18 protein-coding genes are annotated in these 14,960 nt (G+C 37.4%); 16 read left to right on the top strand and 2 right to left on the bottom strand.

Annotated features, from left to right (window positions below; translation table 11 throughout):
• Positions 1-87: 87 nt before the first annotated feature.
• The 9 genes from GYY70_RS02430 (at position 88) to GYY70_RS02470 (ending at position 7,987) form a co-directional block, all read left to right on the top strand.
• Positions 88-390 (top strand): putative quinol monooxygenase, encoded by a 303-nt coding sequence (locus tag GYY70_RS02430; RefSeq protein WP_078475561.1) that lies wholly within the window; start codon positions 88-90, stop codon positions 388-390.
• 143 nt (positions 391-533) lie between these two features.
• Positions 534-1,184, top strand: coding sequence for a fumarylacetoacetate hydrolase family protein (locus GYY70_RS02435; protein ID WP_174831181.1), 651 nt, complete (start codon positions 534-536; stop codon positions 1,182-1,184).
• 259 nt (positions 1,185-1,443) lie between these two features.
• Complete coding sequence (locus GYY70_RS02440; protein WP_174831182.1) at positions 1,444-2,847, top strand: glycosyltransferase family 39 protein; 1,404 nt, start codon at positions 1,444-1,446, stop codon at positions 2,845-2,847.
• Between the two features lie 84 nt (positions 2,848-2,931).
• Complete coding sequence (locus tag GYY70_RS02445) at positions 2,932-3,891, top strand: glycosyltransferase family 2 protein (protein ID WP_084586193.1); 960 nt, start codon at positions 2,932-2,934, stop codon at positions 3,889-3,891.
• Entirely contained in the window at positions 3,891-4,304 is a 414-nt protein-coding gene (locus tag GYY70_RS02450) for a GtrA family protein (RefSeq protein ID WP_174831183.1), read from the top strand. The genes GYY70_RS02445 and GYY70_RS02450 overlap by 1 nt, the downstream gene beginning before the upstream one ends.
• The gene (locus GYY70_RS02455; protein ID WP_174831184.1) at positions 4,285-5,064 is read left to right on the top strand and encodes a ChbG/HpnK family deacetylase; all 780 of its coding nucleotides are present in this window, start codon (positions 4,285-4,287) and stop codon (positions 5,062-5,064) included. The genes GYY70_RS02450 and GYY70_RS02455 overlap by 20 nt, the downstream gene beginning before the upstream one ends.
• A 195-nt stretch (positions 5,065-5,259) precedes the next feature.
• Complete coding sequence (locus GYY70_RS02460; RefSeq protein ID WP_174831185.1) at positions 5,260-6,273, top strand: methionine ABC transporter ATP-binding protein; 1,014 nt, start codon at positions 5,260-5,262, stop codon at positions 6,271-6,273.
• Entirely contained in the window at positions 6,270-6,938 is a 669-nt protein-coding gene (locus tag GYY70_RS02465) for a methionine ABC transporter permease (RefSeq protein ID WP_025330668.1), read from the top strand. The genes GYY70_RS02460 and GYY70_RS02465 overlap by 4 nt, the downstream gene beginning before the upstream one ends.
• Before the next feature lie 236 nt (positions 6,939-7,174).
• Positions 7,175-7,987, top strand: a complete 813-nt coding sequence (locus tag GYY70_RS02470; protein WP_174831186.1) for a MetQ/NlpA family ABC transporter substrate-binding protein — start codon at positions 7,175-7,177, stop codon at positions 7,985-7,987.
• Between the two features lie 72 nt (positions 7,988-8,059).
• On the opposite strand, the gene GYY70_RS02475 is transcribed toward GYY70_RS02470, so the two are convergent.
• Positions 8,060-8,644, bottom strand: a complete 585-nt coding sequence (locus GYY70_RS02475; RefSeq protein ID WP_174831188.1) for a superoxide dismutase — start codon at positions 8,642-8,644, stop codon at positions 8,060-8,062.
• Positions 8,645-8,857: 213 nt separating this feature from the next.
• Between GYY70_RS02475 and dnaB the strand changes: the two genes are divergently transcribed.
• The 6 genes from dnaB (at position 8,858) to GYY70_RS12270 (ending at position 13,575) form a co-directional block, all read left to right on the top strand.
• Entirely contained in the window at positions 8,858-10,249 is a 1,392-nt protein-coding gene (gene dnaB / locus GYY70_RS02480) for a replicative DNA helicase (RefSeq protein ID WP_174831646.1), read from the top strand.
• 111 nt (positions 10,250-10,360) lie between these two features.
• The gene (locus GYY70_RS02485; RefSeq protein ID WP_174831189.1) at positions 10,361-11,053 is read left to right on the top strand and encodes a GspH/FimT family pseudopilin; all 693 of its coding nucleotides are present in this window, start codon (positions 10,361-10,363) and stop codon (positions 11,051-11,053) included.
• An 18-nt stretch (positions 11,054-11,071) separates the two neighbouring features.
• Positions 11,072-11,581 (top strand): hypothetical protein, encoded by a 510-nt coding sequence (locus tag GYY70_RS02490; RefSeq protein WP_174831190.1) that lies wholly within the window; start codon positions 11,072-11,074, stop codon positions 11,579-11,581.
• On the top strand, positions 11,578-12,474 hold the full coding sequence (locus GYY70_RS02495) for a PilW family protein (RefSeq protein WP_174831191.1): 897 nt from the start codon (positions 11,578-11,580) through the stop codon (positions 12,472-12,474). Before GYY70_RS02490 ends, GYY70_RS02495 begins: the two co-directional genes overlap by 4 nt.
• A gap of 36 nt (positions 12,475-12,510) precedes the next feature.
• The gene (locus GYY70_RS02500) at positions 12,511-13,092 is read left to right on the top strand and encodes a PilX N-terminal domain-containing pilus assembly protein (protein ID WP_174831192.1); all 582 of its coding nucleotides are present in this window, start codon (positions 12,511-12,513) and stop codon (positions 13,090-13,092) included.
• Positions 13,093-13,119: 27 nt separating this feature from the next.
• On the top strand, positions 13,120-13,575 hold the full coding sequence (locus tag GYY70_RS12270) for a prepilin-type N-terminal cleavage/methylation domain-containing protein (protein WP_174831193.1): 456 nt from the start codon (positions 13,120-13,122) through the stop codon (positions 13,573-13,575).
• A gap of 110 nt (positions 13,576-13,685) precedes the next feature.
• Here the strand turns inward: GYY70_RS12270 and GYY70_RS02510 are convergent, their stop codons facing one another.
• On the bottom strand, positions 13,686-14,087 hold the full coding sequence (locus tag GYY70_RS02510; protein WP_037393265.1) for a Spy/CpxP family protein refolding chaperone: 402 nt from the start codon (positions 14,085-14,087) through the stop codon (positions 13,686-13,688).
• A gap of 117 nt (positions 14,088-14,204) precedes the next feature.
• Between GYY70_RS02510 and rpe the strand changes: the two genes are divergently transcribed.
• On the top strand, positions 14,205-14,900 hold the full coding sequence (rpe, locus tag GYY70_RS02515) for a ribulose-phosphate 3-epimerase (protein ID WP_174831194.1): 696 nt from the start codon (positions 14,205-14,207) through the stop codon (positions 14,898-14,900).
• Positions 14,901-14,960: the final 60 nt, after the last annotated feature.

The following is a 14,960-nucleotide window of genomic DNA, read 5'->3' on the forward strand; positions in this document are numbered from 1 at the left end:
TTATATTTGCCTTTAGCTAATTAAAAGAATAGGCTTTACTTTTATAGGTGCTTTCGTACCGTCTAAGAAAAATTAAGGAGATAAAATATGTCACAGCCAATTAAACTAATTGCAATCATGGATCTGAAAGCAAATGCCTGGATAAATATTGCTGCTGCCGTTGAGCAATGTGTGGAATTGTCACGTAAAGAAAAAGGAAATGTATTTTACACCGTTAATAAAGATTTAGATAAGGCTGATCGAATTATATTTATTGAATGCTGGGCTGATGATGCAGCAATTAATGAGCATGGTAATACTGTACATTTTCAAAACCTGATTAAAACAGTAGAACCATACTTGAAAGAACCAATGCAATTAATAAAATTAAGTGAAATTACTGCTTTTTAATTTTACTAAATATTATTATCTCTGGTTCTCACAGACTATACCGGCTGAATTTTCAATTTTGATAAACTGATTTTGGCCGGATAAATTGCTATTTCCAGACAGTAATTAATTTCAAATCTGGATTTAATTTTTGGTGACACAAGATGAAAACAGTTTATATCGAAGAACAAAAAGTTGCTTTAGGTAATATTTTTTGTATTGGAAGAAATTACACAGAGCATATTAAAGAATTACATAATGTAAAACCTGAAGAACCCGTGGTATTTATGAAGCCAACTTCTTCTCTGGCTCTGGAGTCTGATGATATTCAATTACCAACCTATAGCTCTGATGTACATCATGAATGTGAGTTGGTTATCTATATGGCAGAAGATGCTTTCGATGTTCAGGAAAATGAGGCGTTAGATTATGTCGGTGGCTATGCTATTGGTCTGGATTTAACTGCGCGAGATGTACAGGCAGAGTTAAAGAGTAAAGGTTTGCCATGGGAAAAAGCCAAAGGGTTTCCTACAGCAGCCTGTTTATCGCACTTTATTCTGCCATCTGAAATTGATGATATCCAGCAACAGGAATTTTTCTTAAAGGTAAATGGAGAGATACGCCAGCAGGGTTATACAAAAGATATGATGTTTACGTGCCGGCAAATTATCAGTTATCTGTCCCGGGTTTATGGCTTGCAGGCAGGTGATATTATTTACACTGGTACACCTGCCGGAGTTGCAGCGATTCGATCCGGTGATGAACTGGAATTAATCTGGCCGGATAAAATCAAAGCTACATTCCGAGTAGCTTAAGCTAGCTTTAGTTGAGCTGATTTTGCATTATTCAGGCGCAATTTTTCATTGCGCCTGAATGCTTTGAGTAAATGATTTTTTAAAATCAACAGATAAGTTTCTTGATAATATTGCTATACCGTAGTGTCTAACAGTAACCGCACCCTTTATAATAACTTAATTTGAAAATTGAAATCTTTTTATGCCAAGCAAACCGTTGTCGCTCAGACTACCCTTTTGGTTAGTACTTTATTTTATCTTGTGGACGGTATTACCTTTTATGCTTTCCTCAAGTTATCCCTTAGATGTTCCTGAGGGTATTTACTGGGGACGTGAATGGCAATGGGGATATTATAAGCATCCGCCATTTTCAAGCTGGGTACTCTATTCTTTTTACTATACTTTTGGTCATATTGGTCCGTATATTTTAAGTCAATGTACGATAGCATTGAGTTTATGGCTGGCTTATTTGTTCGGCCGGCAATTGATGAGCAAAAGCAGGGCTTTTATCGGTGCATTATTTTTGCTGGCAATATTTTATTACACGTGGCCTTCTCTTGAATTCAATCACAATATAGCGCAAATGCCCGTATGGCTGGGTTTAATCTATATCTTTTATCTGGCTATTCGAGAAAATCGCTGGAAATACTGGTTATTGTTTGGTTTGCTGGCTGGTATTGGCATGCTGGTAAAATATACCGTTGCCTTACTGCTCTTAACTATGGTGTTATATTCATTGTGTACACCGAACCGACGGTTATGGCTGACACCAAAGCCGTGGCTGGCAATTTTGCTTGCTATGATTGTGTTTGCTCCGAATGTATACTGGCTGATAGAGCATAACTGGTTACCACTGACTTATGCTTCAGCACGCTCAGCTGAAGATGCAAACCGTAACGGGCATCTGGCGGCTCTGGGCTATTTCGGCACTCAGCTACTTAATCATTTACCTATTTTATTTATTTTGCTGTTTACCCGTACACGATTGAGTTTACGTCCGTCTGTTCAGGTATTGCGTCAGCGTGACTGGTATTTTCTTTTATGGATGGGATTAGTTCCTACGCTGATACTTGTATTTGCCGGACTGATTTTTGGACTCGGATTACGTGATATGTGGGGTATGCCGATGTGGGGCTTATCCGGACTCATAATCGTGTCTCTGATTCCCGAACCGGTATTTATATCTAAAGATAAATCTTTGCTGAAAGGTATAGCAGTCTGGGCGCTTATTGTTACCATATTGATGGCTGTTTATGTAGGATTCGGAGCCAGAATACGTCATAAACCTTCTCGGATGGACTGGCCTCAGGCTGCACTGGCCAAACAGGCTGATGATCAATGGCAGGAGTTGTCTTCTTGTAAGCTTGATAGTGTGACTGGTTCAGACTGGGTAGTATTGCTGGTAGCTTCCTATTCAAAATTTGCTCCATCAGTCATGGTTTCCGGTAATTCCGCTTATTCTCCATGGATGAGCAATAGTCGTTTACAGCAGCAAGGTACGCTGGCATTATGGCCTGCTGATGAACATCCTCAGACACCATGGTTAGAACCTTTAGCCCATCATTCTGAGCTGGTTGTAAAACAGGGTGAGTGGATAGTTCGATGGAATAAATTACCCGATCGAGAGCCTCTTAAGGTAGTCTGGCAGGCATACATACCGAAAAAATGTTTAAAACAACAATGATTTTTTATATTTATTTAAAATTAAAAATGATTAATAATACATTTGGATTATCTCAGTTTGCTATTAGGCTGAGAGGTAAATGATATGGATAAAGTTAGCACTGGTTTAAGTATTATTTTGCCGGTATATAATGATGCAGCAGCTATAAATCGCTTTTTGCCTGAACTGTTTGTTTTTACCAGTAGGCAGCAACAGAACTGTGAAATTATTTTAGTAGATGATGGTAGTAAAGATCATCTGACCACATTATTTGAAACGTTTCGACAGCAATTACCAAGTAATACAGCATTGAGGCTGATACAATTTTCGCGTAATTTTGGTAAGGAAGCTGCACTTACGGCCGGATTAGCGCAATCTCAGGGTGAACTGGTTACCATGATGGATGCTGACGGGCAGCATCCGGTTTCAGTACTGGAACAAATGCTTGAATTAATTCAGACCAATAATGTGGATGTGGTGGCTGCCGTACAGGCTTCACGTGAACATGAAGGCTTATTAACCCGGATATTGAAAAATGGCTTTTACCATTTTATGCAGGATACTCACCGGTATGAGCTGACACCTAATGCCGGTGATTTCAGACTGATGAAACGTTGTGTTGTTGAAGCTTTACTCAAGTTACCTGAGCGACAGCGGTTTATGAAAGGGTTGTATGCATGGGTAGGATTTTCTACCATCTATATACCTTTTCAAGCTTCTGAACGGCAGGCAGGCAAGAGTAAATTTAATTATTTCAGCCTGTTTGAGCTGGCTTTAATAGGCATTACTTCGTTTTCCCAGCGTCCATTACGCTGGATTTCCAGAATGGGAATGATTATTTCATTCCTGTCGATTGTCTATGGATTGTATATTGTTGCTGATACTCTGTTTTTTGGCAAAGATCTTGCTGGCTGGCCGACGCTGGCAGCCGGAATTATGTTTTCTGCCGGGATTCAGCTCGTTTGTCTTGGTGTAATTGGAGAATATATCGGTCGTATTTATGAAGAAGTAAAACAGCGACCGCTTTATCTGGTAGACAAAGTGTGGGACAGTCGCGAAAAATAATGAAATCTGTATCTGCACAGGGCATATGGTTTACGCTGGTAGGAGGAGCAGCTGCTGCTATGCATTTTTTTTGTTTGGTGGTGTTAGTTCAATATGCTCACTTTTTACCGGTTTTGGCCAATCCTCTGGCTTTTCTTTGTGCTTTTGTTATCAGTTTTACCGGTCATTATTACCTTACATTCAGTCTGACGCGACATACATGGTTTCAGGCTCTCTGGCGCTGGTTATTCAGCTCTATAACCGGTTTTATGATAAACCAGATTTTATTTGTGGCAGGTATACACTGGTTTGGAAATCAGGCCTATTGGTGGTTATGGTTTATTGTTACGCTGATAGTGACAGTTTTATCTTTTATACTGGGTAAATTCTGGGCATTTAATGAAAAGGCACACAATGAAACCAGTAATGATTAATGTAGATGATCTGGGTTTATCTGCAGCTGTAAATGAAGCTGTACTTCGTCTATCTGAGATGGGACGCATACAGGCAAGCAGCTTTATGAGTCTGGGTACCATTGCTTCAGATGAAGTTGCAGAATTGAAAAAGCAGCATACTGATATTGGTTTGCATCTGGATTTCACCGGATTTGCCGGGTTGGGTACGCTGAAACAGGTACTAATTAAATCTTACCTGCATGCATGGCCGGAAAAAATTTTACAAGATATTATTAATCGCCAGCTGGATGCTTTTGAAGATAAAATTGGTGACATACCTGTTTTTATCGATGGCCATCAGCATGTACATCAGTTCCCGCAGATACGCTCTGTACTACTAAATATAATCTTGCAGCGTTATGGAAATACAATAGCTGTACGCAGCACAAAAACTTCTCAGAAAGATATCAAGGCAAAATTAATTCATACCCTTGGTGGTCAAGCTCTCGACAGCGCTTTAGATGCGGCTAATATTACGCACAATCATTTCTTTGCAGGTATCTATAACTTTAACGCCAATTTAAAAATTTTACAGCATAAATGGAATAACTGGCTTAGCATGTCTGCTGAACATTCATTGTTGATAATGTGCCATCCGGCAGTATCTTCAAAGCACTGGAATGATGAAATTAAAAATGCGCGCGAATACGAATGGCAATGGTTACAAAGTGAAGCATTTGCGCAATGCTGGCAGCAACATGATTGTTATGGCGTTAACTGGCATAATTTTAAACAATAGCTTTATTTTATACGCCAAAAAAGAGTAATACATAATAATGAACTTAATCACGAAGATTTACAGTATACTTGCATTTTTTAGCCGTATTCATTAGAAAATCAGTCAGCACGTTTACGATTTATCAAGTACACTATCTGTATTGCATTACATCTGGATCATTGGAAATCAGATCGCAGCGAGTATTTAAGGATCGTTATGATCATATTTGAAAATATAAAAAAAACTTATATCAAAAATAAACAGCAGGTTCATGCCCTGAATGATATTAACCTTACAGTTGATACAGGTGATATCTATGGGCTGATTGGGTGGAGTGGCGCAGGTAAAAGCAGTTTAATTCGTCTGGTTAACCAGCTGGAAAAACCAACATCCGGTACGGTTACTGTTGACGGTGTAGATTTAAACAAACTGGATACCAAGGCTCAGCGTGAGCATAAGAAAAAAATCGGCATGATTTTTCAGCATTTTAATTTACTGGAATCTAAAACGGTTGCTCAGAATATTGCAATTCCATTAGTTTTACAGGGATTAAAACGTGATGAGATAGAGCACAGAGTCGATGCTATGTTGTCGTATGTTGATCTGGCAGGTAAAAAGCAAAGTTATCCCAGCCAGTTATCCGGTGGTCAAAAACAGCGTGTCGGGATTGCCCGTGCTCTGATTACAGAACCAACAATATTATTATGTGATGAGGCTACTTCCGCATTAGACCCTCAGACTACTTTATCTATTCTGAAACTATTAAAACAAATTAACAGCGAACGCAATATCACTATTTTACTGGTTACTCATGAAATGGAAGTGATTAGCTCCATTTGTAATAAAGTAGCGGTGATGGAAAAGGGGCAGGTAATTGAGAAAGGAACTGTACTTGATATTTTTTCCGCCCCTCAGCAAGAGACAACGAAAAAATTTGTCAGCACAGTAATCAATGCAAAAATACCCGAAGCAGTGTTGGATAGTCTGGTTGAACAGGAAAATATATTCAGGTTGGAATTTTTAGGTAATTCAGCCAGAGAACCAGTGGTTAATGAGCTTATTTTAAAACAACTGGTGGAAATTAACATACTTTTTGCCAATATGCGCGAAATAGGCGGAGTAGTGCTGGGAAGTATGTTTATCCAGATGAATGGTATTGAGACAGATGTAGAAAAAGCGTTGGCATTTTTGCAGGACAGAGGCGTTCGAGTGGAAAGAGGTGGTGTATGAATCAGTGGTTAGATACCTCATTAACTGCTGACCAGTTTGGTACGGCAATATTGCAAACTTTTAATATGGTCAGTATCTCATTTGTTCTGGGATCGATACTGGGAACAGCCTTAGGTGTACTGTTATTGCTTACCCGTCAGGGAGGCGTATGGCCAAAGCCGATACTATATAATTTACTCAATATAATTATTAATATTATTCGCTCATTACCTTTTATCATTTTGCTGATTTGTGTGTTACCGATAGCCAGTCTTGCTATCCATACATCTATTGGTACCAAGGCAATGATCATACCGTTGATTATTTTTGTTTCGCCTTATATTGCCCGGTTAATTGAAAATTCCTTATTAAGCGTACCGGCAGGTATTATCGAAGCAGCTCAGTCAATGGGCGCAACCAATTTTCAGATTATTCGCTATTTTATTTTACCTGAAGCTATGCCCTCTATTTTGCTGGCCTTAACCACAGCTCTTATCGGATTAATTGATGCTACAGCTATGTCTGGTACAGTTGGTGGCGGAGGCATCGGTGATTTAGCTGTTAATTACGGATATCAGCGATTTGATTATGTAATTATGATTGTTACAGTTGTCGTTCTGGTATTAATTGTTCAAATTATTCAGACCTTGGGTAACTGGCTCGCAGCTAAGGCCAAAAAAAATTAACTTTTTATTTATTAAAAACGGCTTATTTTAAGCCGTTTTTAATGTCTGCATGTATATAAATTTCTTATCTTTGGTTATAAGCAGTCAGTCTTTTAATATTCATATGCAATGATTAGACTACCCAGCTATATTATATTTTTTCCATAAGCCAATTAATCTTTAATTCACATAAATAAAACGTACTTGCTGTTATGTGAATTAAAAATATGAAATTGACTATCATCGGAGCCAATAGCATGAAGTTTTTTAAGCAAATTATTATTTTAATTACTGCCTGTCTGATACTGGGAGCCTGTCAGCAGGATAAAACCAGTAATAAACAGATTATTGTCGGCACTTCACCCGGCCCCTATAGCCAGCTTTTTCTTGATGCAGTAAAACCTATTCTGGAAAAACAGGGATATCAAATTAAACAAGTTGATTTTTCTGATTTAATGCAGGCTGATATCGCTTTACAGCAAGGCAGTATTGACGTAAATGTTGATCAGCATACTGCTTATATGGATGCATTTAATCAGAATAAAAAAGCCAATCTGATTGCTTTAACTCATATTCCTACTGTGCCAACAGCAATTTATTCTAAACGCCATACAAACTTGCAGGCAATAAAAAAGGGAAGTGCTATTGCAGTACCAAACGATCCGGCAAATGCTGCACGAGCCTATCGTCTGCTGGCAAAAGCTGGCTGGATTACCCTTAAGCCTTCAACCAATCCTGGAATGATCTCTAAAAATGATATCAAGACAAATCCTTATGAATTGAATATCACAGAGCTGGATCCGGGTAATATTCCGCGTACTTTATCAGATTTTGATTATTCAGTTATACCGGGAAGCAGGGCATACGCAGCCAAAATTAACCCTGATCTTGCCCTGTTACAGGAAGATATTATTCCTTCATTTGAGTTAGTTGTAGCGGTAAGAGCCGATAATGCACCAAAAGCATGGGCACAGGCTGTGAAATCAGCTTATAGCTCAGCAGAATTCAAACAGTATATGCAAACACACAATACTAAAAATTACTGGTATGTGCCGAAAGAAAATAACTGAAACAGATGTACAGTTATAAAGAAACTGCCTTTAGACAAAAGGCAGTTTTAATTATGTGCCGTGAATTATAGCTTATGCTGCAAAGCGTTTTTCTACTTCATTCCAGTTAACGATTTCCCAGAAATTACTTAAGTAATTCGGACGGCTGTTGCGATAGTCAATATAATATGCATGTTCCCAGACATCGCATGTCAGTAAAGGAGTGTTGTCAGTGGTCAGTGGTGTGGCTGCATTACTTGTAGAAACCAGATCAAGATTACCGTCTGGTGTTTTTACCAGCCAGGCCCAGCCTGAACCGAAAGTACCAGCAGCAACTTTATCGAACGCTTCTTTGAATGCATTAAAATTGCCCCATTTCGCATTGATAGCGTTTGCCAGAGCACCATTTTCAGTTAATGCCGCACCTTTAGGTGTAAAGCCAAACCAGTAAAATGTATGATTCCATGTTTGAGCTGCATTATTAAATAACCCGCCCGAAGATTTTCTGACAATTTCTTCCAAAGGCATATTCTCAAACTCTGTTCCCTTAATTTGATTATTCATATTGGTGATATAGGTCTGATGATGTTTGCCATAATGATATTCCATTGTTTCTTTTGAAATATGTGGTGCCAGAGCATCAAGGGAGTATGGTAGTACTGGTAATTTATGTTCCATGGTTGCGATTCCTTCTGATAGAGTGAGTATTGCGTTTTTTGCAGTGAGCTCGATGTAGAGTTATATAAGATATATTTGCAAATATATAGAACATTTAACTCACTTTAAACCATTATATGGTTCGTTAATATTGTAATACACAGCCCTTATTACCCGCAAATAAGCAGTCACTTAATGGTAAAATTAAAAAAGTTGTTAAAAAAGTCAGAAGACATGGAAGAAAACGATATCAGTGCAGAAGAAACAAATCAGTTAGCTATGCCGCCGCATTCGATGGAAGCAGAACAGTCGGTTTTAGGCGGGCTGATGCTCGAAAACAGTGCATGGGACAGAATTGCAGATTTAATTGATGAAGACGACTTCTATCGTCATGAGCATCGCCTTATATTCAGAGCAATTAAAGCATTAGTAGAGCTCTCACGTCCGGCGGATGTGATAACAGTACAGGAAGAGCTGCAAAAGAGAGAAGAGCTTGAAACGGCCGGTGGTCTGGAATATTTAATAACACTGGCACAAAATACCCCTTCAGCAGCAAATATACGGCGTTATGGAGAAATCGTTCGTGAACGTTCCATAATGCGCCAGCTGGCTCAAGTAGGAACGCAAATTGCCCGTTCGGCTTATAATCCTCAGGGAAAAGATGCTGCACAAATGCTGGATGAAGCTGAAAACAGCGTTTTTCAGATTGCTGAATCAACTGCACGATCAAAACAGGGTTTCCTGACAATGCCGGTACTGCTGAAAGAAGTTGTGGCACGAATTGACTACTTGTACTCGCGTGATAACAAAAACGATGTAACTGGTGTTTCAACCGGTTTTATTGATCTTGATAAAAAGACATCAGGTCTGCAACCGGGAGACCTGATTATTGTTGCAGGCCGCCCATCTATGGGTAAAACAGCTTTTTCACTAAATATTGCAGAGCATGTCGCTATTGCAGAAAAATTACCGGTAGCTGTTTTTTCAATGGAAATGGGTGGTGCTCAACTGGTATTGCGAATGCTTGGTTCAGTAGGCCGTGTCGATCAGAGTGTTCTGAAAACCGGACAATTGCAGGATGAGCATTGGGGTAAACTCAATGATGCAGTAGTCAAGCTCACAGAAGCCCCAATGTTTATTGATGAAACTCCCGGATTAACAGCATTGGAAGTGCGTGCCCGCGCTCGCAGACTGGCACGTCAGCAAGGCGGTAAACTGGGATTAATTGTGCTGGATTATCTGCAATTAATGTCTGGTTCTGGCCGCTCAGATAATCGGGCTTCTGAGCTGGGTGAGATTTCACGATCTTTAAAATCATTGGCTAAAGAACTTCAGGTTCCCATAATTGCTTTGTCACAACTATCCCGTACGGTGGAGCAACGTACCGATAAACGACCTATGATGTCAGATTTACGTGAATCCGGAGCTATCGAACAGGATGCTGATCTTATTATGTTTATGTATCGTGATGAGTACTATCATCCAGACAGTCAGTTTAAAGGATTGGCAGAATGTATTATTGGTAAACACCGTAATGGTCCGACCGGAAAAGTTCATCTTACCTTTCAAGGGCAGTTTACAAAATTTGATAATGCGGCCATGCCTGATGGTTATTTTGATGAATAAAAGTCACTTATTTATTATATTAGTAGTCTAAATCATATGTTTTGATGTAAAATTAATTTAAAATAAGTGTATATTAACTTGTGTCCGGCTTATTAGAATTAAGGTTAGAAAATGGCTTTATCTAAACCAACAAATGCTGGTTTTACTTTATTTGAACTGTTAATTGTCATTGCTATTACTGCCATACTGGCTGCAATAGCATTACCGGCTATGAACAGATTGGTTGCATCACACAGGACAAATAACCGAGCAGATCAGATGCTTGCAATGTTTCAGTTTGCAAGAGCTGAAGCTATTCGTACCAACAAACCCGTATTAATTTGTCCTACTGTAATCAGAAATGGTACAGGTACAACTAATGTATGTAGTGAATTTGAGAAATATGCCGATGGTACCGGATGGGGAGGCTTTCTTGCATTTAATGATAACGATCTAGATGGAACATTTACAAGCACTGATACACCTGTGCGAACTGTTGCGATAAATCAGAACACAAATAAAATCAAAGTAAAACTTAACTGGGGAGTATGTAAAAATAATACAAATAATTGTACCGATGAAATCACAGATTCAAATATGCTTGCATTTATGCCGAATGGACAATTCGGTCTAGGTTATGGTGCTGATTCTACTAAATGGACAATAGGGACTTCCAATGTAGCTATAGAAATATTTGATGCCGATTACGAAGATATTAGACGTCGCATTGTTATTTCACCTAGCGGCAGACCAATAGTATGTTATGGTAATTCTAAAAATGGTTCTGTTTCTGCTTCTACACTTTGTAGTGCAAGCCTAAAATAGAGTATATCAAGGAATTATATGGATAAGTATATGTGCCGGTATATTTCAGTCAGGATATTATATTCATCAAATAAATTTCAGCGTCAGAATGGATCTACAATCATTGAAGCTATTGTGGCCATGTTTGTCTTGTCATTTGGTGTACTTGCATTAATGCTGGCTCAGATCACTGCAGTTCATACATCTGTAAATGCAGCGAATCAGGGAGAGGTAACCAGAGCAGTACAAAATTACATTGAACTGATGAATTCTCAACCAAAAATTTCTTTAGAAGTAACAGAAGATGCGCAAAAAAATAAGATATTTACTTTAAAAAAGGATTTTTCAGATTTTAACAATAAAAATTGTTCAGCTCTCCTCAATATTAATTTAACAAATGCTAAGGTAAAAAGCTGTGTAATTAAAGATGGTCAGATTACTGTAACCTGGTGGGGGCAGATTCTTAATAAGGATGATGATAACAATGATGATAACAATTTAAATAATAAAAATCTATTTTCGTATTCCCTGACAGCAGGTCAGTCATGAACACAACAGACAAAAATACAAAGATTGATCCAATAATGAAAATAGTTAAAATCACTAATTTAAGACAAATTCCACGCCGGCAGGAAGGATTCAGTCTGGTCGAACTGATGGTGGCATCTGCAATCAGCATAATTGTTTTAATGGCTGCCAGCTCTACATTTTTAACAACGTATAAATTAAAAGAACAGGTTAAAACACGTATCAGCTATGAACAAGATGTGCGTAATGCAGCAAATGTAATTCGTAGTGATATGCGGCAGTTAGCTGATTTTAGTTGTATGAATCCTCCATCGACATCTCAATTAAACTCTATATTCGAAAATGCATTTAGCGGGAAAAATAAACAGTTTTTATCAACTGAGTTACCAACCGCATCTTCTAGTATTGCTGTAATACCGGTAACAGGCAGCAAGCCTTTAGTGTTAACTTATGTAAGTGATAAGTTAGTCAATAGTATTTTGTCTTCGGAATGTGATACTAATATAGATGATAAAGACATAAGCGGTGCAGTTTATATAGTCGGAACCACAACATTTGATCCTGATCCGGGATTTTATCGAGTAAATTATTCTAATAAAACATTTAGCGCCCCACAATTGATAGTGAGAAATGTCACTGCTGTAAATTATCATTTTGATTATGATAATCATACTGTAAATGATTGCCCCAGTGCTGCCAGTGCTGCCAGTGCTGCCAGCAGCACATCATCTCCGCCTTTGAAAGCCAATGTAACACGTACAACTGATCTTGATTTCAAGTATGAAAAGCCACCTGTTTTAATTGGAGTAACCCTGACAGTAAGACCTAATGGAACAAATGATAATACAACTATCAATTATGAAATTAATGCCTCTGTACGACAAGGTGAAGTTTGTGTAAGTAGCAAAATTTAATTTTATAGACCAATTACTCTGGAAATCGTTGCAGACATGAAAATTAAAAATAAAACCTTACAATCCAGGCAGTCTGGTTTTGCATTATTTTTGGTGCTGATTATGATGATAGTTATTGCTTTTCTTGTAGTAGTAACTATGCAAAGTACATCGATGGATACGCGAACCAGCGCTAATGATAGTGATCATCAGCTTGCATTTCAAAACGCACAGCTTGGTCTGGCTGATGCTGAAAAGAAAATTAGAGAATGGCCTGGTTTAAAGACAACACAGGAATTTAAATGTAATTGCAAAGAAGGATTATGTGCAGCAAAAGGAATAGATCCGGCAAAAGTAAAAAGCAAAATAGCTACAGTTGAATCCTGTACTGATTTAAAGGATGTTTGGAAACGGTCTAATGTATTTACAGATATAGAAGGTAGTGATCCATCATTCAAATATCCGGATAATCCAGATAAAAAGGCCGAGTACCGTTATGTAATTGAATATTTAGGACCTGATACTAAAGCGGGAGTAGGGTATTATATATTTCGAATTACTGCAAAAGGCTGGGGACAAAATGCTTCAACTTCAAGTATTATTGAAGAAACTATTCAAGCCGCTTTATATGATTATTAATATAAAGATTTATATTTGGAAAAATGCATGAAAAAATATCAAAATGGTTTTACTTTGATTGAGCTGATGGTGGTAATTGCAATTATAGGGATTTTGGCTGCCTTAGCTATACCGGTTTATAGTAGCTATATTGAGAAAGCAGATTTAACAGATGCTACCACTACACTGGCCAATATCAATCAGGATGTAGCACAAACAAAACTAAAACTATTTAATAGAAATTTACTAAAAAATGATCTTGATTTATCAATAAAAAATCAACTGACCAAAAATGGTAATGTAGACAAAAAATATGAAATCGGAAGTATATGTAATACAACTGATGATTGCACAAATTTTCATTTATATGCAGAACCCAAAAATGGTGTTCATTTAAAAAAATCAGTTTGGATGAGTAATGGCTCTAGTACTTACATTTGTAATACAAAATCTGTAAAAAGTATTACAGATCCATCTCAAAATTCTTTGTGTAGCAGGCAATAAGCATTTATATTATGAAACACTATTAAGTTAAATCTGAATTCATATAATTGATTTATTTAAAATAATATTTAATTCAAATAGTTTTTCTATTAAGTACTAATTTGATAGTTTTAACGCAAACAATTATTAATCCAGTTCTGTCTTTGCTGCTGATTTAAAACTTGCAAAAACTCATATTGTACTTTTAATTCATCTATATCTTGTTGTATACGAGGCATATAATAGTTCAACACATAGCGTTTGGCTTCAGTTTCATCAAATTTTGGTTTCATCAGGATCTGTGTTAATTGCTCACTTTTACGTTTATTGTTTGCGGTATGCTGTAAATTAGTGTCCTGATTTCGTTTGTACTGCATTCTGATAAGCCTAAGCCTTGTTTTTTGCATTTGAGTTAATTCAAGCTTGCGTAAGTCACAATTAATCTGACCCGAGGCAAAAGTAGAAAAAGTAAATGTTAATAAGACAAAACCGGCACAATAGCGGGCTATTTTTTGCCAGTATGAAAATATCATTTTGTTCTCCCTTTGATTTCTATCAGTTATTATGAGTATACTTCAATAGCAGTCAAACACATATAATGGTAGTAAACTTGCGTAAATAATATAATTTATTATAGATAATATTTTAATATGAATAAGTTAACGAAACCGGATTATTATATTGCCCCTAGTATCTTATCTGCAGATCTTGCCTGTCTGGGTAATGAAATTGCTTCCGTAATTAACAGTGGAGCAGACTGGATTCACTTTGATGTTATGGATAATCATTATGTGCCAAATCTAACCTTTGGTCCTATGGTTTGTCAGGCAATAAAACCATATGCTTCTGTTCCCATTGATGTGCATTTAATGGTAGAACCAGTTGATGAGATGATTAATGCTTTTGCAAAAGCCGGTGCGGATATTATTACTTTTCACCCCGAAGCAAGTAAGCATGTAGATAGAAGCTTAAATCTGATAAAAACTGCCGAGTGTCAGGCAGGGGTAGTATTAAATCCGTCTACACCAATAAGTGTATTGGAAGAAATATTAGATAAAGTAGATGTCATATTACTGATGTCGGTTAATCCTGGTTTTGGCGGGCAGAGCTTTATTCCTTCCACGCTGAAAAAAATTCGTAAGGTTAGGGCAATAATTGATGAATATATTCGTGAAAGTAAAAGATCTATCCGGTTAGAAGTGGATGGCGGAATAAAAATTGATAATATTGCTCAGATAGCAGCAGCAGGAGCTGACACATTTGTTGCAGGTTCTGCAATTTTTGGTCATAACGATTATTCTAAGCAGATTTCTGCTATGCGTACACAATTAGCTGAAATAAAATAAATTATTTATTTGGAATTTAATTAATATGTTAATATTATGATATATTCTGTCATAAAAAAA

The sequence above is a fragment of the Snodgrassella sp. ESL0324 genome, assembly GCF_013344955.1.
Taxonomy (GTDB): domain Bacteria; phylum Pseudomonadota; class Gammaproteobacteria; order Burkholderiales; family Neisseriaceae; genus Snodgrassella; species Snodgrassella alvi.

What these genes read in the sequence shown, in the direction of transcription:
- GYY70_RS02430 (WP_078475561.1), top strand. Translation starts at nt 88, where the DNA reads ATGTCACAGCCAATTAAACTAATTGCAATCATGGATCTGAAAGCAAAT.
- GYY70_RS02435 (WP_174831181.1), top strand. Translation starts at nt 534, where the DNA reads ATGAAAACAGTTTATATCGAAGAACAAAAAGTTGCTTTAGGTAATATT.
- GYY70_RS02440 (WP_174831182.1), top strand. Translation starts at nt 1,444, where the DNA reads ATGCTTTCCTCAAGTTATCCCTTAGATGTTCCTGAGGGTATTTACTGG.
- GYY70_RS02445 (WP_084586193.1), top strand. Translation starts at nt 2,932, where the DNA reads ATGGATAAAGTTAGCACTGGTTTAAGTATTATTTTGCCGGTATATAAT.
- GYY70_RS02450 (WP_174831183.1), top strand. Translation starts at nt 3,891, where the DNA reads ATGAAATCTGTATCTGCACAGGGCATATGGTTTACGCTGGTAGGAGGA.
- GYY70_RS02455 (WP_174831184.1), top strand. Translation starts at nt 4,285, where the DNA reads ATGAAACCAGTAATGATTAATGTAGATGATCTGGGTTTATCTGCAGCT.
- GYY70_RS02460 (WP_174831185.1), top strand. Translation starts at nt 5,260, where the DNA reads ATGATCATATTTGAAAATATAAAAAAAACTTATATCAAAAATAAACAG.
- GYY70_RS02465 (WP_025330668.1), top strand. Translation starts at nt 6,270, where the DNA reads ATGAATCAGTGGTTAGATACCTCATTAACTGCTGACCAGTTTGGTACG.
- GYY70_RS02470 (WP_174831186.1), top strand. Translation starts at nt 7,175, where the DNA reads ATGAAGTTTTTTAAGCAAATTATTATTTTAATTACTGCCTGTCTGATA.
- GYY70_RS02475 (WP_174831188.1), bottom strand. Translation starts at nt 8,644, where the DNA reads ATGGAACATAAATTACCAGTACTACCATACTCCCTTGATGCTCTGGCA.
- dnaB (WP_174831646.1), top strand. Translation starts at nt 8,858, where the DNA reads ATGGAAGAAAACGATATCAGTGCAGAAGAAACAAATCAGTTAGCTATG.
- GYY70_RS02485 (WP_174831189.1), top strand. Translation starts at nt 10,361, where the DNA reads ATGGCTTTATCTAAACCAACAAATGCTGGTTTTACTTTATTTGAACTG.
- GYY70_RS02490 (WP_174831190.1), top strand. Translation starts at nt 11,072, where the DNA reads ATGGATAAGTATATGTGCCGGTATATTTCAGTCAGGATATTATATTCA.
- GYY70_RS02495 (WP_174831191.1), top strand. Translation starts at nt 11,578, where the DNA reads ATGAACACAACAGACAAAAATACAAAGATTGATCCAATAATGAAAATA.
- GYY70_RS02500 (WP_174831192.1), top strand. Translation starts at nt 12,511, where the DNA reads ATGAAAATTAAAAATAAAACCTTACAATCCAGGCAGTCTGGTTTTGCA.
- GYY70_RS12270 (WP_174831193.1), top strand. Translation starts at nt 13,120, where the DNA reads ATGAAAAAATATCAAAATGGTTTTACTTTGATTGAGCTGATGGTGGTA.
- GYY70_RS02510 (WP_037393265.1), bottom strand. Translation starts at nt 14,087, where the DNA reads ATGATATTTTCATACTGGCAAAAAATAGCCCGCTATTGTGCCGGTTTT.
- rpe (WP_174831194.1), top strand. Translation starts at nt 14,205, where the DNA reads ATGAATAAGTTAACGAAACCGGATTATTATATTGCCCCTAGTATCTTA.